Source organism: Pseudomonas sp. MWU349 (assembly GCF_017947325.1).
Classification (GTDB): Bacteria; Pseudomonadota; Gammaproteobacteria; order Pseudomonadales; family Pseudomonadaceae; genus Aquipseudomonas; species Aquipseudomonas protegens.
Window position 1 is genome coordinate 291,953 of record NZ_JAFEVP010000001.1, and the last position, 19,234, is coordinate 311,186.

Here is a 19,234-nt window from a genome sequence, read left to right on the forward strand (position 1 = left end):
GCTTAGCGGTCCACGTCGGCCATAACGAAGTCGATACTACCCAGGTACGCGATCAAGTCCGCGACCATGCTGCCGCGGATCACCGAAGGGATCTGCTGCAGGTGGGCGAAGCTTGGGGTACGGATCCGGGTGCGGTAGCTCATGGTGCCGCCATCGCTCGTCAGGTAATAACTGTTGATGCCCTTGGTCGCTTCGATCATCTGGAAGGATTCGTTGGCCGGCATCACCGGGCCCCACGAAACTTGCAGGAAGTGCGTGATCAAGGTTTCGATGTGCTGCAGGGTGCGCTCTTTGGGCGGCGGCGTGGTCAGCGGGTGATCCGCCTTGTACGGGCCTTCCGGCATGTTGCGCAGGCACTGGTCGATGATCTTGATGCTCTGGCGCATTTCCTCGACGCGAACCATGCAGCGGTCATAGGCGTCACCGTTGGCGGCCAGCGGGACTTCGAACTCGAAGTTCTCGTAGCCGGAGTACGGACGGGCCTTGCGCAGGTCGAAATCGCAACCGGTGGAGCGCAAGCCGGCACCGGTGACGCCCCACTCCAGGGCTTCCTTGGTGTTGTAGGCGGCAACGCCGATGGTCCGGCCCTTGAGGATACTGTTCTGCAGGGCGGCCTTGGTGTATTCGTCGAGGCGCTTGGGCAGCCATTCGACGAAGTCCTTGACCAGCTTTTCCCAGCCACGCGGCAGGTCGTGGGCGACGCCACCGATGCGGTACCAGGCCGGATGCAGGCGGAAGCCGGTGATGGCTTCGATCACGGTGTAGGCGCGCTGGCGGTCGGTGAAGGTGAAGAACACCGGGGTCATGGCGCCGACGTCCTGGATGTAGGTGCCCAGGAACAGCAGGTGGCTGGTGATGCGGAAGAACTCGGCCATCATGATGCGGATGACGTCGACCTTCTCCGGCACCTTGATGCCGGCCAGCTTCTCGACCGACAGCACGTACGGCAGGTTGTTCATCACCCCGCCGAGGTAGTCGATACGGTCGGTGTAAGGGATGAAGCTGTGCCAGGACTGACGCTCGGCCATCTTCTCGGCACCACGGTGGTGGTAGCCGATGTCCGGTACGCAGTCGACGATCTCTTCACCGTCCAGCTGCAGGATGATGCGGAAGGCACCGTGGGCCGAAGGGTGGTTCGGGCCCAGGTTGAGGAACATGTAGTCCTCGTTGGCACCGGAACGCTTCATGCCCCAGTCTTCCGGACGGAAGCGCGCGGCTTCTTCTTCCAGCTGCTGCTTGGCCAGGTTCAGGCTGAACGGATCGAACTCGGTGGCGCGGGCCGGAAAGTCCTTGCGCAGCGGGTGACCTTCCCAGGTCGGCGGCATCATGATCCGCGAGAGGTGAGGGTGGCCGGCAAAGTCGATGCCGAACATGTCCCAGACTTCACGCTCGTACCAGTTGGCGTTAGGCCAGATACCGGTCACGGTGGGCAGGCTGAGGTCGCCTTCAGAGAGGGCCACCTTGATCATCACGTCGCTGTTACGTTCGATCGACAGCAAGTGGTAGAACACGCTGAAGTCGGCGCCTGGCAGGCCCTGGCGCTTGGTGCGCAGGCGCTCGTCCACACCGTGCAGGTCATAGAGCATGACGTACGGCTTGGGCAGGTTGCGCAGGAAGGTCAGGACTTCAACGAGCTTGGAGCGGGTAACCCACAGCACCGGCATGCCGGTGCGGGTGGCCTGGGCAGTGAACGCCTCAGGGCCGAAACGGTTATTGAGTTCGACGACCACATCCTGGTCGTCAGCCTTATAAGGCGGGATGTACAGAGCACTGCCTGTAGTCATGGTTTTTTATCGCTTTCGGTCAACGTAAAGAGTGAAGCCAGGTTCGTTTCTTTGTCAGAACAGAACTGGATCAGACTTCGTCAGGGCTGCGCAGGTTGGTGACCTGTATACGCTGTTCGCGGCGCTGTTCCTTTTGCGACGGCATCTCGGCGCGATACACGCCTTGGTCGCCGACGACCCAGGAAAGTGGGCGACGCTCCTGGCCAATGGATTCCTGCAAGAGCATCAGGCCTTGCAGGAACGCTTCGGGGCGGGGCGGGCAGCCAGGTACGTAGACGTCCACGGGCAGGAACTTGTCCACCCCCTGGACTACCGAGTAGATGTCGTACATGCCGCCGGAGTTGGCGCACGAACCCATGGATATAACCCATTTAGGCTCGAGCATCTGCTCATAGAGACGCTGGATGATCGGCGCCATCTTGATGAAGCAGGTCCCGGCGATAACCATGAAGTCCGCCTGACGCGGCGATGCCCGGATCACCTCGGCGCCAAAGCGCGCGATGTCGTGGGGCGCCGTGAAGGCGGTGGTCATTTCCACGTAGCAGCAGGACAGGCCGAAGTTGTACGGCCACAGGGAGTTCTTACGCCCCCAGTTGACCGCGCCGCTCAGCACGTCTTCGAGCTTGCCCATGAAGATGTTTTTGTGGACCTGATCCTCTAACGGATCGGAAACGGTTTCCCGTTCGCCGATCGGGTACTGATCGTTAGGAGCATCGGGGTCGATCCGGGTGAGATTGTATTGCATCGCCAAAGCCTCATTGTTTTAGCTTCGCCTGCCGCTTACGACGACCTTCCGGAGCCCAGTCAAGAGCCCCCACCCGCCAAAGGTAGACAAGACCTGCCAACAGAATTGCTATGAAAACGAGAGCTTCGACGAATCCGGTCCAGCCGCTTTCGCGGACGGACACAGACCAGGCAAAGAGAAAGAGGGCTTCGATATCGAAGATCACGAAGAGCATCGCGACCAGATAGAATTTGGCTGAGAGCCGCAAGCGGGCGCCACCGGTAGGTAGCATGCCGGACTCGAACGGTTCGTTTTTGCTGCGGCCCCAGGCTTTTGACCCGAGGAGGCTGGAGAGGCCGAGCATGAAGGCGCAAAGGCCGACAACGCCCAGAAGGAAAATGGCAAAGCCCCAGTTGTGGGCCATGAGTCCTGTCGCTTCGGGCATGCTGGTAATCCTTAACAGAGAGCAAGAGTCTCTGAGCTTGATAAAGAAATAAAGCAGTGACGATATGTCGCAGCGCAATCAATCGCGCTGATTTTATGGCTAAACACCGGGCAAGTAAAATTTCTAAAGCGAAATTGTTTATCGTAATAAGGACATAGCTCACCCCGGTAGCCCCGTAAGCCGCGGCCTGCGGGCATTAGGGGAGGTTTTGTTAATTATGTTTTGTAGCGGCTGTAACGAAAGTTACAGCCGCTAAATGATAATCAATATTGTTTAGAGGCTGTTTTAATCTGCTTTCCTTCGGGGAGTGGGAAAGTTGCTTGTTATATCCCTGTTACTGCAAGTAGCAGGGGCGCACCTTTTAACCTCTTTCGCCCTTGCTAACACCGCCCTGGATCAATGTTTGGCCAGCTTTTTTGCAGGGGGCGGGCATGGCGAGGCTTTTGAGGAGGGCGCACGCAGGGTAGAGGTTCGCCGGCAAGCCGGCTCCTACAGGAGGGGGGCAAAAAAACGCCCCGAACCAGTCGGGGCGTTAGCTGTACAGCAATGCAGTTGTTTTTACCGGGTCTGCATTGGCCGCTCGATCAAGCCGTGAGGCCTAAATCAGTGGAACTGTTCTTCTTCGGTGGAGCCGGTCAGCGCGGTTACCGAGGACGAGCCACCCTGGATCACGGTGGTCATGTCGTCGAAGTAGCCGGTGCCCACTTCCTGCTGGTGGGCCACGAAGGTGTAGCCCTTGGCGGCGTCAGCGAACTCTTGCTCTTGCAGTTTCACGTAGGCGGTCATGTCGTTGCGGGCGTAGTCGTGCGCCAGGTTGAACATGCTGTGCCACATGTTGTGGATGCCGGCCAGGGTGATGAACTGGTGCTTGTAGCCCATGGCGGACAGCTCGCGCTGGAACTTGGCGATGGTCGCGTCGTCCAGGTTCTTCTTCCAGTTGAAGGAAGGCGAGCAGTTGTACGACAGGATCTGGTCCGGGTATTCCTTCTTGATCGCCTCGGCAAAGCGACGGGCTTCGTCCAGGTCCGGCTTGGCGGTTTCGCACCAGATCAGGTCGGCGTATGGAGCGTAAGCCAGGCCGCGGGCGATTGCCTGGTCCAGGCCGGCTTTCACTTTGTAGAAGCCTTCCTGGGTGCGGGTGCCAGTCACGAATGGCTGGTCGTACGGGTCGCAGTCGGAAGTCAGCAGGTCGGCAGCGTTGGCGTCGGTACGGGCCAGGATGATGGTCGGTACGCCGGCAACGTCGGCCGCCAGGCGGGCAGCGGTCAGCTTCTGTACGGCTTCCTGGGTTGGAACCAGTACCTTGCCGCCCATGTGGCCGCACTTCTTCACGGAAGCCAGCTGGTCTTCGAAGTGAACGCCGGCGGCGCCTGCTTCGATCATGCTCTTCATCAGCTCGTAGGCGTTCAGTACGCCGCCGAAACCGGCTTCAGCATCGGCCACGATAGGGGCGAAGTAGTCGATGTAGCCTTCGTCGCCCGGGTTCTTGCCGGCTTTCCACTGGATCTGGTCGGCGCGGCGGAACGAGTTGTTGATGCGCTTGACCACGGTTGGCACCGAGTCCACCGGGTACAGCGACTGGTCGGGGTACATGGATTCGGCGGAGTTGTTGTCCGCAGCCACCTGCCAGCCCGACAGGTAGATCGCCTGGATACCGGCTTTAACCTGTTGTACAGCCTGGCCGCCGGTCAGGGCGCCCATGCAGTTGACGAAATCTTTATCAGGACGGAAGGACGGCTTGGCACCTTGGGTGACCAGGTTCCAGAGCTTCTCGGCGCCCATGCGTGCCAGGGTGTGCTCGGGTTGAACCGAGCCACGCAGACGAACCACGTCGGCAGCGGAGTAGGTGCGAGTCACGCCTTTCCAGCGCGGGTTTTCAGCCCAGTCTTTTTCAAGGGCTGCAATTTGCTGTTCGCGTGTCAGTGCCATGGAGATAAACCTCGTCGCGTCTTGTGTAAAAAGTCGTTCTTGGTTGGAGAATTCCGGCTCCGCCGATCACGCGTCATAACGCTGCGTAAAAGGTTGCTCGCTGACCAGGAAGCTTATGGCGGTCAAGTCGGGTCTGGCGGGATGGCGACGGGTGAACGATGGGCTCGAGGGGAAAGTGAGCAGGTGAAGGCGAGCTGCGGGGCGCATGCGGGCGTCGTGGGCCTTGGTGCGTTCCATCAGTGTGTTGCCGATCTACCTAATTACGCTTCCGTCCCTCGGGACAACTTCGTTCCAGTCGCAATCTCGTCAAACACACCTTGTGGGCGGTACAGACACGAATCGGCTCAGGTGGGTAGGTTAGAGCGGCGATCCGAAGGCCCTTGCCAGGGCCCCTGATTAGCGGGAGCGAGGCCATCATGCCCGCGGTTTTTTGGCTCGTCAAATGTTTTGTAGTGCTTTTTTTGCGGCACTACATCTTTGGTCTAATACGACTAATCAGTCAGTTTTTGGTGCTTTAGTCCAAGGCATCGACCTTGACCCGCAAGGTCATGTCGTCCCGGCCTTGAGTCGAGTAGCTGCGGCCCGGGCCCTGTTTATCGGCCTGGGTCTGGCGATTGACTCCGGCCAGGGTGATCCATTCGCCCAGGCGCCCGCTGACAGTTGTGTCGGTGCTTTGCACGTTCACTACATCGGGACGTTCCTGGCTCATGCGGTCACGGTTGGTGCTGATGCTCAGGTGTACGGTTTCACCGGTAACGCTGGCAGTGACATAGAAGCCCTGGGTGACGTTGCGGTACTGGGTCTGGTTCTGCAGGCGCCCGTAGGGGTCGGTCTGGGTGGTGGTCAACGGCACGCTCTGGCCGACCTGGATCAGCGCTGGCACGCCTTCGCTGGCCTGGATCTGCTGGATGCCGCCGTCGCGGCTCTCGGTGCTGCGGTTGATGATCCGCGTCTGCGGTGCGCCGTTGACCGAATAGCCCTGGTTGTCCTGAAGGTTGTTTTCGTTGGTGTCGACGGTGATCAGCAGGCGTTTGGCGGCGGTGTCCAGCTGGGCGATAAAGGCTCGCAGTTCGGCGATCTTGCCCGGCTCGGCGTTGACGATCAGCTGGTTGCCATAGGCGCTGACCTTACCGTCCTTGCCGAGGAAATTCTGCGCCACCGGCAGCAGGTCGGCACTGGTGCGGTTGTTGAGGGGCACGATCTCGGTGGCGGCCATGACCGAACAGCTGAAGGTCAGCAGCAGCGTCGTGAGCAGGGTGCGTAGGGACATATCCGTTATCTCCGCGATTAGCTGGCGTAAAGCCTTGAGTTTGACACTTTGTCGGCTTTGGGTGGGGCAAGTTGAATCGCGCACGGCAAAACGCCCCGGCATCCTGGTCTCCAGCTTAGTTGCCGGAGGAGGGATGACGGGGCGTTTTGGCTGGCCGTTGCCGCGAGCGGCGTGTCGGTCAGGCGCCGCGAACCATGTCGACGTGGGGAATGCCCGCTTCGAGGAATTCCTCACTGACGATGGAGAAGCCCAGGCGCTCATAGAACGCCGTGGCCTGGACCTGGGCGCTGAGCATCTGCTGCTTCAGGCCGCGCTTTTCGGCTTCATCGATCACCGCGCGCATCAGCGCGTCGCCAACCTTCAGGCCGCGCCAGTCCTTGAGCACCGAAACCCGGCCCACATGGCCGTCGGGCAACAGGCGCGCAGTACCGATGGGGAAGTCGCCCTCGAAGGCCAGGAAGTGCACGGCGCTGTCGTCGTCGGCATCCCACTCCAGCTCGGGCGGCACCGATTGCTCGGCAATGAATACGGCTTCACGGATGCGCCGGATCTCGGCGTTGTCCTTTTGCCAGTCTGCGACACGTACGTGAATCTTATTCATCGGCAAACCCCAGGCTCCCTTGCTTGACCAGTTCACACAACAGGCCGCGCCCATCGTCATCCGCCAGCCACTGGCCGAGGTTGTCGATATGCAGGGCATCGGCGGCGCAAATCATTTTCAGCAGTTCGCGCAGCTTACCGGGAAGCAGGCGGCTTTGGCCGCTGGCGAACAGTAGCAGGTCTTCATCCACTTCCGACCAGGCCAGGCGCGCGCTCGGGTTGCGGATCAGGATCGCGCCCTGTTCCAGGCTGCCCAGCAGGTCTTCTTCTTCCAGTTCGGGGCCGACCACCAGTTCCGGGTAGCGTGGTTCGGTCATGAACTGGCCGAACCAGGTCAGCAGCAGGCGTTCATCGCTCATGTGCTCGGCCAGCAGGCCCTTGAGCCGGTCGAGGGCGTCCTGCTGGATCTGGTGCGGGTCGCTGGCCGGCTGCACGTCGGCGTCGGTGTAGCGGTCTTCGTCCGGCAGGAACTGGCCGAGGAAATCGGTGAAGTGGGTCAGGACTTCGGCGGCGCTCGGGGCGCGGAAGCCGACCGAATAGGTCATGCAATCGTTCACCGCAACGCCATAGTGGGCCAGGCGCGGTGGCAGATAGAGCATGTCGCCGGGCTCCAGGACCCAGCTTTCGGTTTCTTCGAATTCGGCGAGGATGCGCAGATCCGCGTGCTGCAGCAGCGGGCTTTCGGAGTCGCACATCTGGCCGATCTTCCAGTTGCGCTTGCCAAAGCCTTGCAGCAGGAACACGTCGTAGTTGTCGAAGTGCGGGCCGACGTTACCGCCAGGTGCGGCGAAGCTGATCATCACGTCATCGATGCGCCAGCTCGGCAGGAAGCGGAAGTGCTCCAGCAGCTCGGCGACTTCCGGGACGAACTGGTCCACGGCCTGGACCAGCAGGGTCCAGTCGCGTTCCGGCAGCTTGCTGAACTCGTCTTCGGCGAAGGGGCCGCGGCGCAGTTCCCATGGGCGCTCGCCGTTCTCGATCACCAGACGCGATTCGACTTCTTCTTCCAGGGCCAGGCCGGCCAGTTCGTCAGGTTCGATCGGGCTTTCGAAGTCAGGCAGGGCCTGACGGATCAGCAGGGGTTTCTTCTGCCAGTAGTCACGCAGAAATTCCCGTGCAGTGATGCCGCCCAGAAGTTGAAGAGGAATATCAGGATTCATGTGTAACCTATTGAAAAAGTGTACTTTTCTAGCAGGAATAAAAACGCCCGGCGCGGCCGGGCGTCAAAAGGTCGAGCAATCGGTCAGATGCGCTTGGCCTGGGCTGCGGCATTACCGATGTAGCTGGCCGGGGTGAGCTGCTTCAGCTCGGCCTTGGCCGCGGCGGGCATGTCCAGCCCGTCGATGAAAGTCTGCAGCGCTTCTGGGCTGATGCCCTTGCCGCGCGTCAGTTCCTTGAGCTTTTCGTAGGGGTTTTCGATGTTGTAGCGGCGCATCACGGTCTGGATTGGCTCGGCCAGGACTTCCCAGCAGGCGTCCAGGTCTTCGGCGATTTTCTGGGCGTTGAGCTCCAGTTTGCTGATGCCCTTGAGGCTGGCCTCATAGGCAATCACGCTGTGAGCAAAGCCCACGCCCAGGTTGCGCAGCACGGTGGAGTCAGTCAGGTCGCGCTGCCAGCGGGAGATCGGCAGTTTGCTTGCCAGGTGCTGGAACAGTGCGTTGGCGATGCCCAGGTTGCCTTCGGAGTTTTCGAAGTCGATCGGGTTGACCTTGTGCGGCATGGTCGAGGAGCCGATTTCGCCGGCAATGGTGCGCTGCTTGAAGTAGCCCAGGGAGATGTAGCCCCAGATATCGCGATCGAAGTCGATCAGGATGGTGTTGAAGCGTGCAATGGCATCGAACAGCTCGGCGATGTAGTCGTGCGGCTCGATCTGCGTGGTGTAGGGGTTGAAGGCCAGGCCCAGCTCGTCTTCGATGAAGGCGCGGGCGTTGGCTTCCCAGTCGATGTCCGGGTAGGCCGAGAGGTGGGCGTTGTAGTTGCCCACGGCGCCGTTGATCTTGCCCAGCAGGGGCACGGCGGCGACCTGGGCGATCTGGCGCTCCAGGCGGTAAACGACGTTGGCCAGTTCCTTGCCCAGGGTGGTCGGCGAGGCCGGCTGGCCGTGGGTGCGCGAGAGCATCGGCACGTCGGCGAAACGGATCGCCAGCTCACGGATGGCGTTGGCGGTCTGGCGCATCAGCGGCAGCATCACTTCATCACGGCCTTCGCGCAGCATCAGGGCGTGGGACAGGTTGTTGATGTCCTCGCTGGTGCAGGCGAAGTGGATGAACTCACTGACGTTGGCCAGTTCAGGCAACTTGGCAGCTTGCTCCTTGAGCAGGTACTCGATGGCCTTGACGTCGTGGTTGGTGGTGCGCTCGATCTCTTTGACGCGCTCGGCGTGCTCCAGGGAGAAGTTCTCTGCCAGGGCATTGAGGACGGCGTTGGCTTCGGCGGAGAACGCCGGCACTTCGCTGATGGCGCTGTGGGCGGCCAGGCGCTGGAGCCAGCGCACTTCAACGAGGACGCGAGCACGGATCAGGCCGTATTCGCTGAAAATGGGGCGCAGGGCCTGGGTTTTGCCGGCGTAGCGGCCGTCAACAGGGGAAACCGCAGTGAGCGAAGAGAGCTGCATGGGGTGTTCTCGGACAGTCGGGCAACGAAATGGGGCGCGTATCATACATGAAAATATCCGCCGGTCCGTTGCCAACTGACCAGCGTCTTACGCGCAGCTCTTGAAAAATCAGGCGCAGCTCAGCTGCTGCGCATCAACGGATAAAGCTCTTTGAGCAATTTGCGTCGGCTGATCACCAGTTGCCAGCGATGGCCGCCCAGCTGTCGCCACAGGCGTGCCGAGCGGATGCCGGCCAGCAGCAGGGCGCGGATCTTCGAGGCATTGCTGGGCTGCTGCAGGTTGCGCATGTCGCCGTGCACCTGAATGCGCTGGCGCAGGGTGCTCAGGGTGTCCTGGTACAGCCCGCCGCACGCGGCGATGACGTTTTCGTGGGCTGGACCGAAATGTTCGACCTGGGACTGGATCTGCGGCAGGCGTTTGCCGATGGTCTCCAGCAGGTCGTCGCGCTTGGCCAGCTGGCGCTCCAGGCCGAGCATCGACAAAGCGTAGCGCAGCGGTTCGCGCTGCAGGGTGCTGGGGTCGCGCTCCAGAGCGCCGATCAGGGCCCGGTAACCCTCGCGCAGGTTGATGTCGTCGCCGCCGTAGACTTCCAGGGTGTCTTTCGGGTCGCGGATCAGCAGGCTGCCGAGCATGCAGCTCAGGGCCGCTTCGCTGACCTGGCCGGTCTTGGCGATCCGGTCCACCAGCACGGCAGCCAGGAATACACCGCCCAGCGCCGTCAGTTGTTCCTGAATCGGGCTCATGGACGGGCGTCCTTGCTGCTCCAGGGTTCGGCCACTTCGATCACGCCGCCACCTAGGCAGATCTCGCCGTCGTAGAACACCACGGACTGGCCGGGAGTGACGGCGCGCTGTGGGTCGTCGAAGGTGGCGCGGTAGCCGTTGGCGGTCTTTTCCAGGGTACAGGGCTGGTCGCTCTGGCGGTAGCGCACCTTGGCGGTCAGGCGTCGCGGCTGGCTCAGGTCGACGGGGTTGACCCAATAGATGTCGGAGGCCAGCAGGGCGCGGGAGAACAGCCAGGGGTGATCATTGCCCTGGCCCACGATCAGCTCGTTGTGCTCCAGGTCCTTGATCAGCACGTACCACGGCTCTTCGCCGGCGTCTTTCAGGCCGCCGATGCCCAGGCCCTGACGCTGGCCAATGGTGTGGTACATCAAGCCGTGGTGGCGGCCGATGACTTCACCTTCGGTGGTCTTGATCTCGCCGGGCTGGGCCGGCAGGTATTGCTTGAGGAAGTCGCTGAAGCGCCGCTCACCGATAAAGCAGATGCCGGTGGAGTCTTTCTTCTTCGCCGTGGCCAGGTCGTGTTTTTCGGCAATGGCGCGCACTTCGGGCTTTTCCAGCTCGCCTACCGGGAACAGGGTCTTGGCGATCTGCTCGCCGCCAACGGCGTGGAGGAAGTAGCTTTGGTCCTTGTTCGGGTCCAGGCCCTTGAGCAGTTCGGTGCGGCCGTCGATGTCGCGGCGGCGCACATAGTGGCCGGTGGCGATCAGGTCGGCGCCGAGCATCATGGCGTAGTCGAGGAAGGCCTTGAACTTGATTTCGCGGTTGCAGAGGATATCCGGGTTCGGCGTGCGGCCGGCCTTGTATTCGGCCAGGAAGTGCTCGAACACGTTGTCCCAGTATTCGGCGGCGAAGTTGGCGGTGTGCAGCTTGATGCCAATCTTGTCGCACACGGCCTGGGCGTCGGCCAGGTCGTCCATGGCGGTGCAGTATTCGGTTCCGTCGTCTTCCTCCCAGTTCTTCATGAACAGGCCTTCCACCTGGTAACCCTGCTCCATCAGCAGGAGGGCGGAAACGGAAGAATCCACGCCGCCGGACATGCCGACAATGACGCGCTTCTTTTGGTTATCAGAAGGGGCTGGATCACGCATAGGAATTCAACGGGTGTCTTGAAAAAGGACGCGATTCTAACAGGCTGAGGCCTGCAAGGCTAAAACTGCGGTTAAAGCATAGGTCGGATCAGTGCCAGGCTGTGCAACGGGCCACCCAGGTAATCGTCCAGGCACTGCAGGATCAGCTCGCTGCGCCAGTGGGCCCGTTGCTCCAGCAGTTGCTCGCGGCTCAGCCAGCGCGGGCCGATGATGCCTTCATCCAGCTGATAGTCCGGGTGATGGCGCAGTGGCTTGGCGGCAAAGCACACGCGCTGGTAGGTCACGCCGTTGCTGGGGGCGGTGTAGAGGTAGATGCCGACCACGCCGGTCAACTCCACATCCCAGCCGGTTTCCTCCAGGGTTTCGCGGATGGCCGCCTGGAGCAGGCTTTCATTGGCATCCAGGTGCCCGGCGGGCTGGTTGAGCACGGCTTGTTCGCCCTGGTATTCCTCGACGAACAGGAAGCGGCCCTGGTCCTCGACGATGGTGGCGACGGTAATATGCGGTTGCCATTCCATAAAGGCACTCCTTTATAAAGGGTGAGCATTGTAGGAGCCGGCTTGCCGGCGAAGCGAGCGCTGTCTGTTTGGCCGGCGGGCCGGTTGCTGCGGACGCCAGAAGCACAAACCCCGGCGCGGGGCCGGGGTTTGTGTGTTCGCTCGTGCTTACACCAGCGCAGCGATGGCTGCGTTGAGGGTGGCGCTCGGGCGCATGGCCTGGCTCACCAGCTCGGGGTTGGCGCTGTAGTAGCCACCGATGTCTACGGGCTTGCCCTGTACGGCGTTGAGCTCGGCGACGATGGTCGCTTCGTTCTCGGTCAGGGTCTTGGCCAGGGTGCTGAACTGCGCTTGCAGGGCAGCGTCCTCGGTCTGGGCGGCCAGGGCTTGAGCCCAGTACAGCGCCAGGTAGAAGTGGCTGCCGCGGTTGTCGATGTTGCCGACTTTGCGCGATGGCGACTTGTTGTTGTCGAGGAACTGACCGGTGGCCTGGTCCAGGGTCTTGGCCAGTACCAGGGCTTTAGGGTTGTTGTAGGTGTTGCCCAGGTGCTCCAGGGAAGCGGCCAGGGCCAGGAACTCACCCAGGGAATCCCAGCGCAGGAAGTTCTCTTCCAGCAGCTGTTGTACGTGCTTGGGAGCCGAACCACCGGCGCCGGTTTCGAACAGGCCGCCACCGTTCATCAGCGGCACGATCGACAGCATCTTGGCGCTGGTGCCCAGTTCCATGATCGGGAACAGGTCGGTCAGGTAGTCGCGCAGTACGTTGCCGGTCACCGAGATGGTGTCCTTGCCGTCGCGGGTGCGGGCCAGGGTGAACTTCATGGCTTCGACCGGGGACATGATGCGGATGTCCAGGTCGCTGGTGTCGTGATCCTTCAGGTAGGCCTGAACTTTCTCGATCATCACGCCGTCGTGGGCGCGCATTGGGTCCAGCCAGAAGATCGCTGGGGTGCTGCTGGCGCGAGCACGGTTGACGGCCAGCTTTACCCAGTCCTGGATCGGCGCGTCTTTGGTCTGGCACATGCGGAAGATGTCGCCGGCTTCGACTTTCTGCTCCAGCAGCAGGCTGCCTTTGCTGTCGGTGACGCGAACCACGCCGTCAGCCTTGATTTCGAAGGTTTTGTCGTGGGAGCCGTATTCTTCGGCTTTTTTCGCCATCAGGCCAACGTTCGGCACGCTGCCCATGGTGGTCGGATCGAACGCGCCATTGGCTTTGCAGTCTTCGATCACGGCCTGGTAGATGGTGGCGTAGCAACGGTCCGGGATCACGGCCTTGGTGTCGTGCAACTGGCCGTCGGTGCCCCACATCTTGCCGGAGTCACGGATCATGGCAGGCATCGAGGCGTCGACGATCACGTCGCTCGGCACGTGCAGGTTGGTGATGCCTTTGTCGGAGTTGACCATGGCCAGGGCAGGGCGGGCAGCGTAGACGGCCTGGATGTCGGCTTCGATGGCGGCTTGCTGATCGGCAGGCAGCGCCTTGATACGGGCGTACAGGTCGCCGATGCCGTTGTTCAGGTTGAAGCCGATTTCCTGCAGCACGGTGGCGTGCTTGCTCAGGGCATCCTGATAGAACTCGGCAACGATCTGGCCGAACATGATCGGGTCGGAGACCTTCATCATGGTGGCCTTGAGGTGTACCGAGAGCAGTACGCCTTGCTTCTTGGCGTCTTCGATTTCAGCGGCGATGAAGGCGCGCAGGGCCTTTTTGCTCATTACGGCGCAGTCGAGGATCTCGCCGGCTTGCACGGCGGTCTTTTCCTTCAGGACGGTGGCAGTGCCGTCCTGGGCGATCAGTTCGATCTTGACGCTGTCGGCTGCTTCGATCAGGGCCGCTTTTTCGCTGCCGTAGAAGTCGCCGTTGCTCATGTGGGCAACGTGGGACTTGGAGTCCTTGGCCCAGGCGCCCATCTTGTGCGGGTGCTTGCGCGCATAGTTTTTCACCGACAGCGGAGCGCGGCGGTCGGAGTTGCCTTCACGCAGGACCGGGTTCACGGCGCTGCCCTTGACCTTGTCGTAACGCGCCTTGGCGTCTTTGTCGGCGTCGCAGGTCACGGTTTCCGGGTAGTCCGGCAGCGCGTAGCCCTGGGCCTGCAGCTCTTTGATCGCGGCTTGCAGTTGCGGGACCGAGGCGCTGATGTTCGGCAGCTTGATGATGTTGGCTTCTGGGGTGACCGCCAGCTCGCCCAGCTCGGCAAGGTGGTCCGGCACCGCTTTGGTACCCAACTGCTCAGGGAAGCTGGCGAGGATGCGGCCGGCCAGGGAGATGTCGCGGGTTTCCACGGCGATATCAGCCGAAGCGGTGAAGGCTTCTACGATAGGCAGCAGGGAATAGGTGGCGAGGGCCGGGGCTTCGTCGGTGAAGGTGTAGATGATCTTCGAGCGGGTGGGCATATTCGGATTAACTCTCTTCTTTGCTAAAGCGTGCGCAGAAACTCGAGGTGCGCCGGGTAAGCGCTTTCGTTCAAAGGTCATCCATGAGCCGAATGTCGAGGTTTCTTCGCGGTGATGTTGGGTGCATCAGTCGAGCGTCAAGCGGGTGGGCTGCGGTAACAACCCGGCTTTGGGCGGCCATTCTCGGCTTGTTTTATCGGTAGCAGAGCGTTCGGCCGTCGTGACTCTGTGGTCAGCGGCGGCATTATACATAGGTAGCTAGCAAAACGCCGATGCTTCATAGGCGCCGGTGCTCGTCCATTGGTCTAAAGGTCGCAGGCAGGGTGCAGGCGTAGAGTCGCTCGGGGTGCTTTACTTTGGCACTTTTCCCTTTGCTTTCAGGCTTGTAGGCCGCGAACTGTGCAGCTTTCACGGCATATGGGTGGAACATGAGGTTCCCGTCCAGATTCAACTGGGGTACGCTCGAACGCAGGCAGATGTTCAATCCACACAACGGAGTTCAGCATGGGATACAAGAAGATTCAGGTTCCAGCAGTCGGCGACAAAATCACCGTCAACGCAGACCATTCTCTCAATGTTCCTAACAACCCGATTATTCCTTTCATCGAAGGCGACGGTATTGGTGTTGATATCAGCCCGGTCATGATCAAGGTTGTCGATGCTGCGGTTAAGAAGGCTTACGGCGGCGAACGCAAGATTTCCTGGATGGAAGTGTATGCCGGGGAAAAAGCGACTCAAGTGTACGACCAGGACACCTGGCTTCCTCAGGAAACCCTGGACGCAGTGAAGGATTACGTGGTTTCCATCAAGGGCCCGCTGACCACTCCGGTCGGTGGTGGCATCCGTTCCCTGAACGTGGCCCTGCGTCAGCAACTCGATCTTTATGTATGCCTGCGCCCTGTGCGCTGGTTCGAAGGCGTGCCCAGCCCGGTGAAAAAGCCGGGTGACGTGGACATGACCATCTTCCGTGAAAACTCCGAAGACATTTACGCCGGCATCGAGTGGAAAGCCGGTTCGGCAGAAGCCACCAAGGTCATCAAGTTCCTCAAGGAGGAAATGGGTGTCACCAAGATCCGTTTCGACGAAAACTGCGGCATCGGCGTCAAGCCGGTTTCCCTGCAGGGCACCAAGCGTCTGGCGCGCAAGGCGCTGCAATATGTCGTGGATAACGACCGCGACTCGCTGACCATCGTGCACAAAGGCAACATCATGAAGTTCACCGAAGGTGCCTTCAAGGAGTGGGCCTACGAAGTGGCGGCCGAAGAGTTCGGCGCGACCCTGCTGGACGGCGGCCCTTGGATGCAGTTCAAGAACCCGAAAACCGGCAAGAACGTCATCGTCAAGGATGCCATCGCCGACGCCATGCTCCAGCAGATCCTGCTGCGCCCGGCCGAATACGATGTGATCGCGACCCTCAACCTCAACGGTGACTACCTGTCCGACGCCCTGGCGGCGGAAGTGGGCGGCATCGGCATTGCACCAGGCGCCAACCTGTCCGATACCGTGGCCATGTTCGAAGCCACCCACGGTACCGCGCCCAAGTATGCCGGCAAGGACCAGGTCAACCCGGGTTCGCTGATCCTCTCGGCAGAGATGATGCTTCGCCACATGGGCTGGACCGAAGCGGCCGACCTGATCATCAAGGGCACCAATGGCGCAATCTCGGCCAAGACCGTGACCTATGACTTCGAACGCCTGATGGACGGTGCAACCCTGCTGTCTTCCTCGGCCTTCGGCGATGCGCTGATCTCGCACATGTAAGCTGTACGGCGCCCAAAGCAAACCGGCCGACTCAATCCCTTGAGTCGGCCGGTTTTTTTATGACTGGATGTTGGTTGGTTCAGCTCAGGGCGCTTTCGGGCTGGGCCTCGGCGGTGACGATTTCGCCGGGCACCTTCAAAGCGCTGATTTTGATCGCATGCAGGCCCTTGGGCCCTTGGATGATCTCGAAGCTCACAGCCTGTCCGGCTTTCAAGGTCTTGTAGCCATCCATATCGATGGCCGAGTAATGGGCAAACAGATCGTCAGTCTTGCCCTCCTCATTAATAAAGCCATAACCCTTGGCGTTGTTGAACCACTTGACCTTACCGCTAGCCATACTCATATCCCTCTGCAACAGACTCCATCACTGGAGTATCATCCAGTTCATCCGCCGCCAATCTTGGTAAAAAGGTTGACGCCGCGGACGTTTATTACCCAATGTGGGCCCTATTGGTTGTAACACCGTTTTGCCGATAGTCAAGTTGACCCGGCGGTCGGAGTTGAAATCCTTCCAGAGCGCCCCCACCACTGTATTTGCACAACTGACGAACCTTTCTTTCCATGCATGCAATCAGCCAGATTCGACTAACATTCAATCAGGATCGCCCGGACTTGCACGACGACGATTCCGCTGGCTTGGCAGTACAGGAGGCTAAGCCTGCTCTCCAGGCGCCGCCGATGTACAAGGTGGTTTTGTTCAACGATGACTACACGCCGATGGATTTCGTCGTCGAAGTGCTCGAGATGTTTTTTAACCTGAATCGCGAGCTGGCGACCAAGGTCATGCTGGCCGTCCATACCGAAGGGCGGGCAGTGTGTGGATTGTTTACCCGCGACATCGCCGAGACCAAGGCCATGCAGGTCAACCAGTACGCCCGGGAAAGCCAGCATCCGCTACTCTGTGAAATCGAGAAGGACGGTTAACGCCGACCACTTGGGTATGAGGTGAAGCTATGTTAAACCGCGAGCTCGAAGTCACCCTCAATCTCGCCTTCAAGGAGGCCCGTTCGAAGCGTCATGAATTCATGACCGTCGAGCATCTCCTGTTGGCTCTTTTGGATAATGAGGCCGCCGCCACCGTTTTACGTGCCTGCGGAGCAAACCTCGACAAACTCAAGCACGACCTGCAGGAGTTCATCGACTCCACCACGCCGCTGATTCCCGTGCACGACGAGGATCGCGAAACTCAGCCAACCCTGGGTTTCCAGCGTGTATTGCAACGTGCTGTCTTTCACGTACAGAGCTCGGGCAAGCGTGAAGTCACCGGTGCCAATGTGCTGGTGGCAATCTTCAGTGAGCAAGAGAGCCAGGCGGTGTTCCTGCTGAAACAGCAGAGCGTTGCCCGTATCGACGTGGTCAACTACATCGCCCATGGCATCTCCAAGGTGCCCGGGCATGGCGATCATTCTGAAGGTGAACAGGATATGCAGGACGAAGAGGGTGGTGAGTCGTCTTCTTCGGGCAATCCTCTGGATGCCTATGCCAGCAACCTCAATGAACTGGCCCGTCAGGGGCGCATTGATCCGTTGGTGGGGCGCGAGCAGGAAGTCGAGCGCGTAGCGCAGATCCTGGCGCGCCGGCGCAAGAACAACCCGCTGCTGGTGGGTGAGGCAGGCGTGGGCAAGACCGCGATTGCCGAGGGCCTGGCCAAGCGCATCGTCGACAATCAAGTGCCGGACCTGCTGATCAACAGCGTCGTCTACTCGCTGGATCTCGGGGCGTTGCTGGCCGGTACCAAATACCGCGGCGATTTCGAGAAACGCTTCAAGGCGCTGCTGGGCGAATTGAAAAAACGCCCTCAGGCGATCCTGTTCATCGACGAAATCCATACCATCATCGGTGCCGGTGCGGCCTCCGGTGGGGTGATGGATGCCTCGAACCTGCTCAAGCCGCTGCTGTCCTCGGGTGATATCCGTTGCATCGGCTCGACTACCTTTCAGGAGTTCCGTGGCATTTTCGAGAAGGACCGGGCCTTGGCGCGGCGCTTCCAGAAAGTCGATGTGTCCGAGCCCTCGGTTGAAGACACCATTGGCATCCTGCGCGGCCTCAAGGGGCGTTTCGAGCAGCATCACAGTATCGAATACAGTGATGAAGCCCTGCGTGCCGCAGCGGAATTGGCCTCGCGCTATATCAATGACCGGCATATGCCGGACAAGGCCATCGACGTCATCGACGAGGCGGGTGCCTATCAGCGCCTGCAGCCAGCGGAGAAGCGCGTGAAGCGCATCGAAGTGGCCCAGGTCGAAGACATCGTGGCGAAAATCGCGCGGATTCCACCAAAGCACGTCACCAGTTCCGATAAAGAGCTGCTGCGCAATCTTGAGCGCGATCTCAAGCTGACGGTGTTTGGCCAGGATGCGGCGATCGATTCGCTGTCCACCGCGATCAAGCTGTCCCGTGCAGGCCTGAAGTCGCCGGACAAACCGGTCGGTTCCTTCCTGTTCGCTGGTCCTACCGGCGTGGGCAAGACCGAAGCGGCGCGGCAGTTGGCCAAGGCCATGGGGATCGAGCTGGTACGTTTCGACATGTCCGAGTACATGGAACGGCACACCGTCTCGCGCTTGATTGGTGCGCCTCCCGGCTATGTCGGTTTCGACCAGGGTGGCTTGCTGACCGAGGCCATCACCAAGCAGCCGCATTGTGTATTGCTGCTCGATGAAATCGAGAAGGCCCACCCTGAAGTCTTCAACCTGCTGCTGCAGGTGATGGACCACGGGACCTTGACCGACAACAACGGGCGCAAGGCGGATTTCCGTAATGTGATCCTCATCATGACCACCAATGCCGGTGCTGAAACCGCGGCGCGAGCCTCCATCGGTTTCACTCATCAGGATCACTCTTCCGATGCCATGGAAGTGATCAAGAAGAGCTTCACGCCGGAGTTTCGCAACCGTCTGGACACCATTATCCAGTTCGGTCGCCTGAGCCACGAAGTGATCAAGAGCGTGGTGGACAAGTTCCTTACCGAACTTCAGGCGCAGCTGGAAGACAAGCGTGTGCAGTTGGAAGTGACCGATGCCGCTCGCAGCTGGCTGGCCGCCGGTGGTTATGACGTGGCCATGGGCGCCCGTCCGATGGCGCGCTTGATCCAAGACAAGATCAAGCGTCCCCTGGCCGAGGAGATCCTGTTTGGCGAGTTGTCCGACCATGGCGGTGTGGTCCACATCGACATCAAGGATGGCGAGCTGACCTTCGATTTCGAAACCACGGCGGAAATGGCTTGATCGCCGCATAACGCAGCAGTACAGCCAAAGGCACCGGGAGGTGCCTTTGTGCTATCTGGCCTTTGAAACGTTTTTTGCAGACGAACAAAAACGCCCGGCATAACCGGGCGTCTTGTATT

The 19,234-nt window shown here is 60.4% G+C and carries 16 protein-coding genes; 3 read left to right on the forward strand and 13 right to left on the reverse strand.

Going from position 1 to position 19,234, the window contains the following annotated elements; all coding sequences use genetic code 11:
- Nucleotides 1–2: 2 nt before the first annotated feature.
- The 12 genes from nuoC to KCG88_RS01265 all read right to left on the reverse strand — a co-directional run bounded on the left by nuoC (nt 3) and on the right by KCG88_RS01265 (nt 14,130).
- Nucleotides 3–1,784 carry an NADH-quinone oxidoreductase subunit C/D gene (nuoC, locus tag KCG88_RS01210; protein WP_011062187.1) on the reverse strand — a complete coding sequence of 594 codons (1,782 nt, stop codon included), beginning with the start codon at nt 1,782–1,784 and terminating at the stop codon, nt 3–5.
- A 70-nt stretch (nt 1,785–1,854) separates the two neighbouring features.
- A complete protein-coding gene (locus tag KCG88_RS01215) occupies nt 1,855–2,529 on the reverse strand; it encodes an NADH-quinone oxidoreductase subunit B (protein ID WP_011062186.1) in 675 nt (224 codons plus the stop codon).
- Nucleotides 2,530–2,539: 10 nt separating this feature from the next.
- Nucleotides 2,540–2,953, reverse strand: coding sequence for an NADH-quinone oxidoreductase subunit A (locus KCG88_RS01220; protein WP_022639645.1), 414 nt, complete (start codon nt 2,951–2,953; stop codon nt 2,540–2,542).
- A 603-nt stretch (nt 2,954–3,556) separates the two neighbouring features.
- Nucleotides 3,557–4,882: an isocitrate lyase gene (aceA, locus tag KCG88_RS01225; RefSeq protein ID WP_016964777.1), complete on the reverse strand. Its 1,326-nt coding sequence runs from the start codon at nt 4,880–4,882 to the stop codon at nt 3,557–3,559.
- Between the two features lie 514 nt (nt 4,883–5,396).
- Nucleotides 5,397–6,152, reverse strand: a complete 756-nt coding sequence (locus KCG88_RS01230; protein WP_047287901.1) for a secretin N-terminal domain-containing protein — start codon at nt 6,150–6,152, stop codon at nt 5,397–5,399.
- Nucleotides 6,153–6,330: 178 nt separating this feature from the next.
- Nucleotides 6,331–6,753: a GNAT family N-acetyltransferase gene (locus KCG88_RS01235; protein ID WP_011062182.1), complete on the reverse strand. Its 423-nt coding sequence runs from the start codon at nt 6,751–6,753 to the stop codon at nt 6,331–6,333.
- A complete protein-coding gene (locus tag KCG88_RS01240) occupies nt 6,746–7,912 on the reverse strand; it encodes a cupin domain-containing protein (protein WP_047287900.1) in 1,167 nt (388 codons plus the stop codon). Before KCG88_RS01240 ends, KCG88_RS01235 begins: the two co-directional genes overlap by 8 nt.
- An 83-nt stretch (nt 7,913–7,995) precedes the next feature.
- Complete coding sequence (gene purB, locus KCG88_RS01245; protein ID WP_047287899.1) at nt 7,996–9,366, reverse strand: adenylosuccinate lyase; 1,371 nt, start codon at nt 9,364–9,366, stop codon at nt 7,996–7,998.
- Nucleotides 9,367–9,485: 119 nt separating this feature from the next.
- Nucleotides 9,486–10,109, reverse strand: coding sequence for a high frequency lysogenization protein HflD (hflD, locus tag KCG88_RS01250; RefSeq protein ID WP_011062179.1), 624 nt, complete (start codon nt 10,107–10,109; stop codon nt 9,486–9,488).
- Nucleotides 10,106–11,239 (reverse strand): tRNA 2-thiouridine(34) synthase MnmA, encoded by a 1,134-nt coding sequence (gene mnmA / locus KCG88_RS01255; RefSeq protein WP_047287898.1) that lies wholly within the window; start codon nt 11,237–11,239, stop codon nt 10,106–10,108. The genes hflD and mnmA overlap by 4 nt, the downstream gene beginning before the upstream one ends.
- Before the next feature lie 71 nt (nt 11,240–11,310).
- On the reverse strand, nt 11,311–11,757 hold the full coding sequence (locus tag KCG88_RS01260; RefSeq protein ID WP_210711547.1) for an NUDIX hydrolase: 447 nt from the start codon (nt 11,755–11,757) through the stop codon (nt 11,311–11,313).
- Nucleotides 11,758–11,904: 147 nt separating this feature from the next.
- A complete protein-coding gene (locus KCG88_RS01265) occupies nt 11,905–14,130 on the reverse strand; it encodes an NADP-dependent isocitrate dehydrogenase (protein ID WP_047287896.1) in 2,226 nt (741 codons plus the stop codon).
- Between the two features lie 504 nt (nt 14,131–14,634).
- Here KCG88_RS01265 and icd point away from each other — a divergent pair.
- Nucleotides 14,635–15,891, forward strand: a complete 1,257-nt coding sequence (gene icd, locus KCG88_RS01270) for an NADP-dependent isocitrate dehydrogenase (protein WP_011062175.1) — start codon at nt 14,635–14,637, stop codon at nt 15,889–15,891.
- 79 nt (nt 15,892–15,970) lie between these two features.
- Here the strand turns inward: icd and cspD are convergent, their stop codons facing one another.
- Complete coding sequence (cspD, locus tag KCG88_RS01275; protein WP_019092905.1) at nt 15,971–16,234, reverse strand: cold shock domain-containing protein CspD; 264 nt, start codon at nt 16,232–16,234, stop codon at nt 15,971–15,973.
- 218 nt (nt 16,235–16,452) lie between these two features.
- Here cspD and clpS point away from each other — a divergent pair, with 218 nt between their 5' ends.
- Complete coding sequence (gene clpS / locus KCG88_RS01280) at nt 16,453–16,815, forward strand: ATP-dependent Clp protease adapter ClpS (protein WP_011062173.1); 363 nt, start codon at nt 16,453–16,455, stop codon at nt 16,813–16,815.
- 29 nt (nt 16,816–16,844) lie between these two features.
- On the forward strand, nt 16,845–19,115 hold the full coding sequence (clpA, locus tag KCG88_RS01285) for an ATP-dependent Clp protease ATP-binding subunit ClpA (protein ID WP_047287895.1): 2,271 nt from the start codon (nt 16,845–16,847) through the stop codon (nt 19,113–19,115).
- Nucleotides 19,116–19,234: the final 119 nt, after the last annotated feature.

Bases quoted from the DNA above. Each gene is read 5' to 3' on its own strand.
- nuoC (WP_011062187.1), bottom strand. From the start codon at position 1,784: ATGACTACAGGCAGTGCTCTGTACATCCCGCCTTATAAGGCTGACGAC.
- KCG88_RS01215 (WP_011062186.1), bottom strand. From the start codon at position 2,529: ATGCAATACAATCTCACCCGGATCGACCCCGATGCTCCTAACGATCAG.
- KCG88_RS01220 (WP_022639645.1), bottom strand. From the start codon at position 2,953: ATGCCCGAAGCGACAGGACTCATGGCCCACAACTGGGGCTTTGCCATT.
- aceA (WP_016964777.1), bottom strand. From the start codon at position 4,882: ATGGCACTGACACGCGAACAGCAAATTGCAGCCCTTGAAAAAGACTGG.
- KCG88_RS01230 (WP_047287901.1), bottom strand. From the start codon at position 6,152: ATGTCCCTACGCACCCTGCTCACGACGCTGCTGCTGACCTTCAGCTGT.
- KCG88_RS01235 (WP_011062182.1), bottom strand. From the start codon at position 6,753: ATGAATAAGATTCACGTACGTGTCGCAGACTGGCAAAAGGACAACGCC.
- KCG88_RS01240 (WP_047287900.1), bottom strand. From the start codon at position 7,912: ATGAATCCTGATATTCCTCTTCAACTTCTGGGCGGCATCACTGCACGG.
- purB (WP_047287899.1), bottom strand. From the start codon at position 9,366: ATGCAGCTCTCTTCGCTCACTGCGGTTTCCCCTGTTGACGGCCGCTAC.
- hflD (WP_011062179.1), bottom strand. From the start codon at position 10,109: ATGAGCCCGATTCAGGAACAACTGACGGCGCTGGGCGGTGTATTCCTG.
- mnmA (WP_047287898.1), bottom strand. From the start codon at position 11,239: ATGCGTGATCCAGCCCCTTCTGATAACCAAAAGAAGCGCGTCATTGTC.
- KCG88_RS01260 (WP_210711547.1), bottom strand. From the start codon at position 11,757: ATGGAATGGCAACCGCATATTACCGTCGCCACCATCGTCGAGGACCAG.
- KCG88_RS01265 (WP_047287896.1), bottom strand. From the start codon at position 14,130: ATGCCCACCCGCTCGAAGATCATCTACACCTTCACCGACGAAGCCCCG.
- icd (WP_011062175.1), top strand. From the start codon at position 14,635: ATGGGATACAAGAAGATTCAGGTTCCAGCAGTCGGCGACAAAATCACC.
- cspD (WP_019092905.1), bottom strand. From the start codon at position 16,234: ATGAGTATGGCTAGCGGTAAGGTCAAGTGGTTCAACAACGCCAAGGGT.
- clpS (WP_011062173.1), top strand. From the start codon at position 16,453: ATGCATGCAATCAGCCAGATTCGACTAACATTCAATCAGGATCGCCCG.
- clpA (WP_047287895.1), top strand. From the start codon at position 16,845: ATGTTAAACCGCGAGCTCGAAGTCACCCTCAATCTCGCCTTCAAGGAG.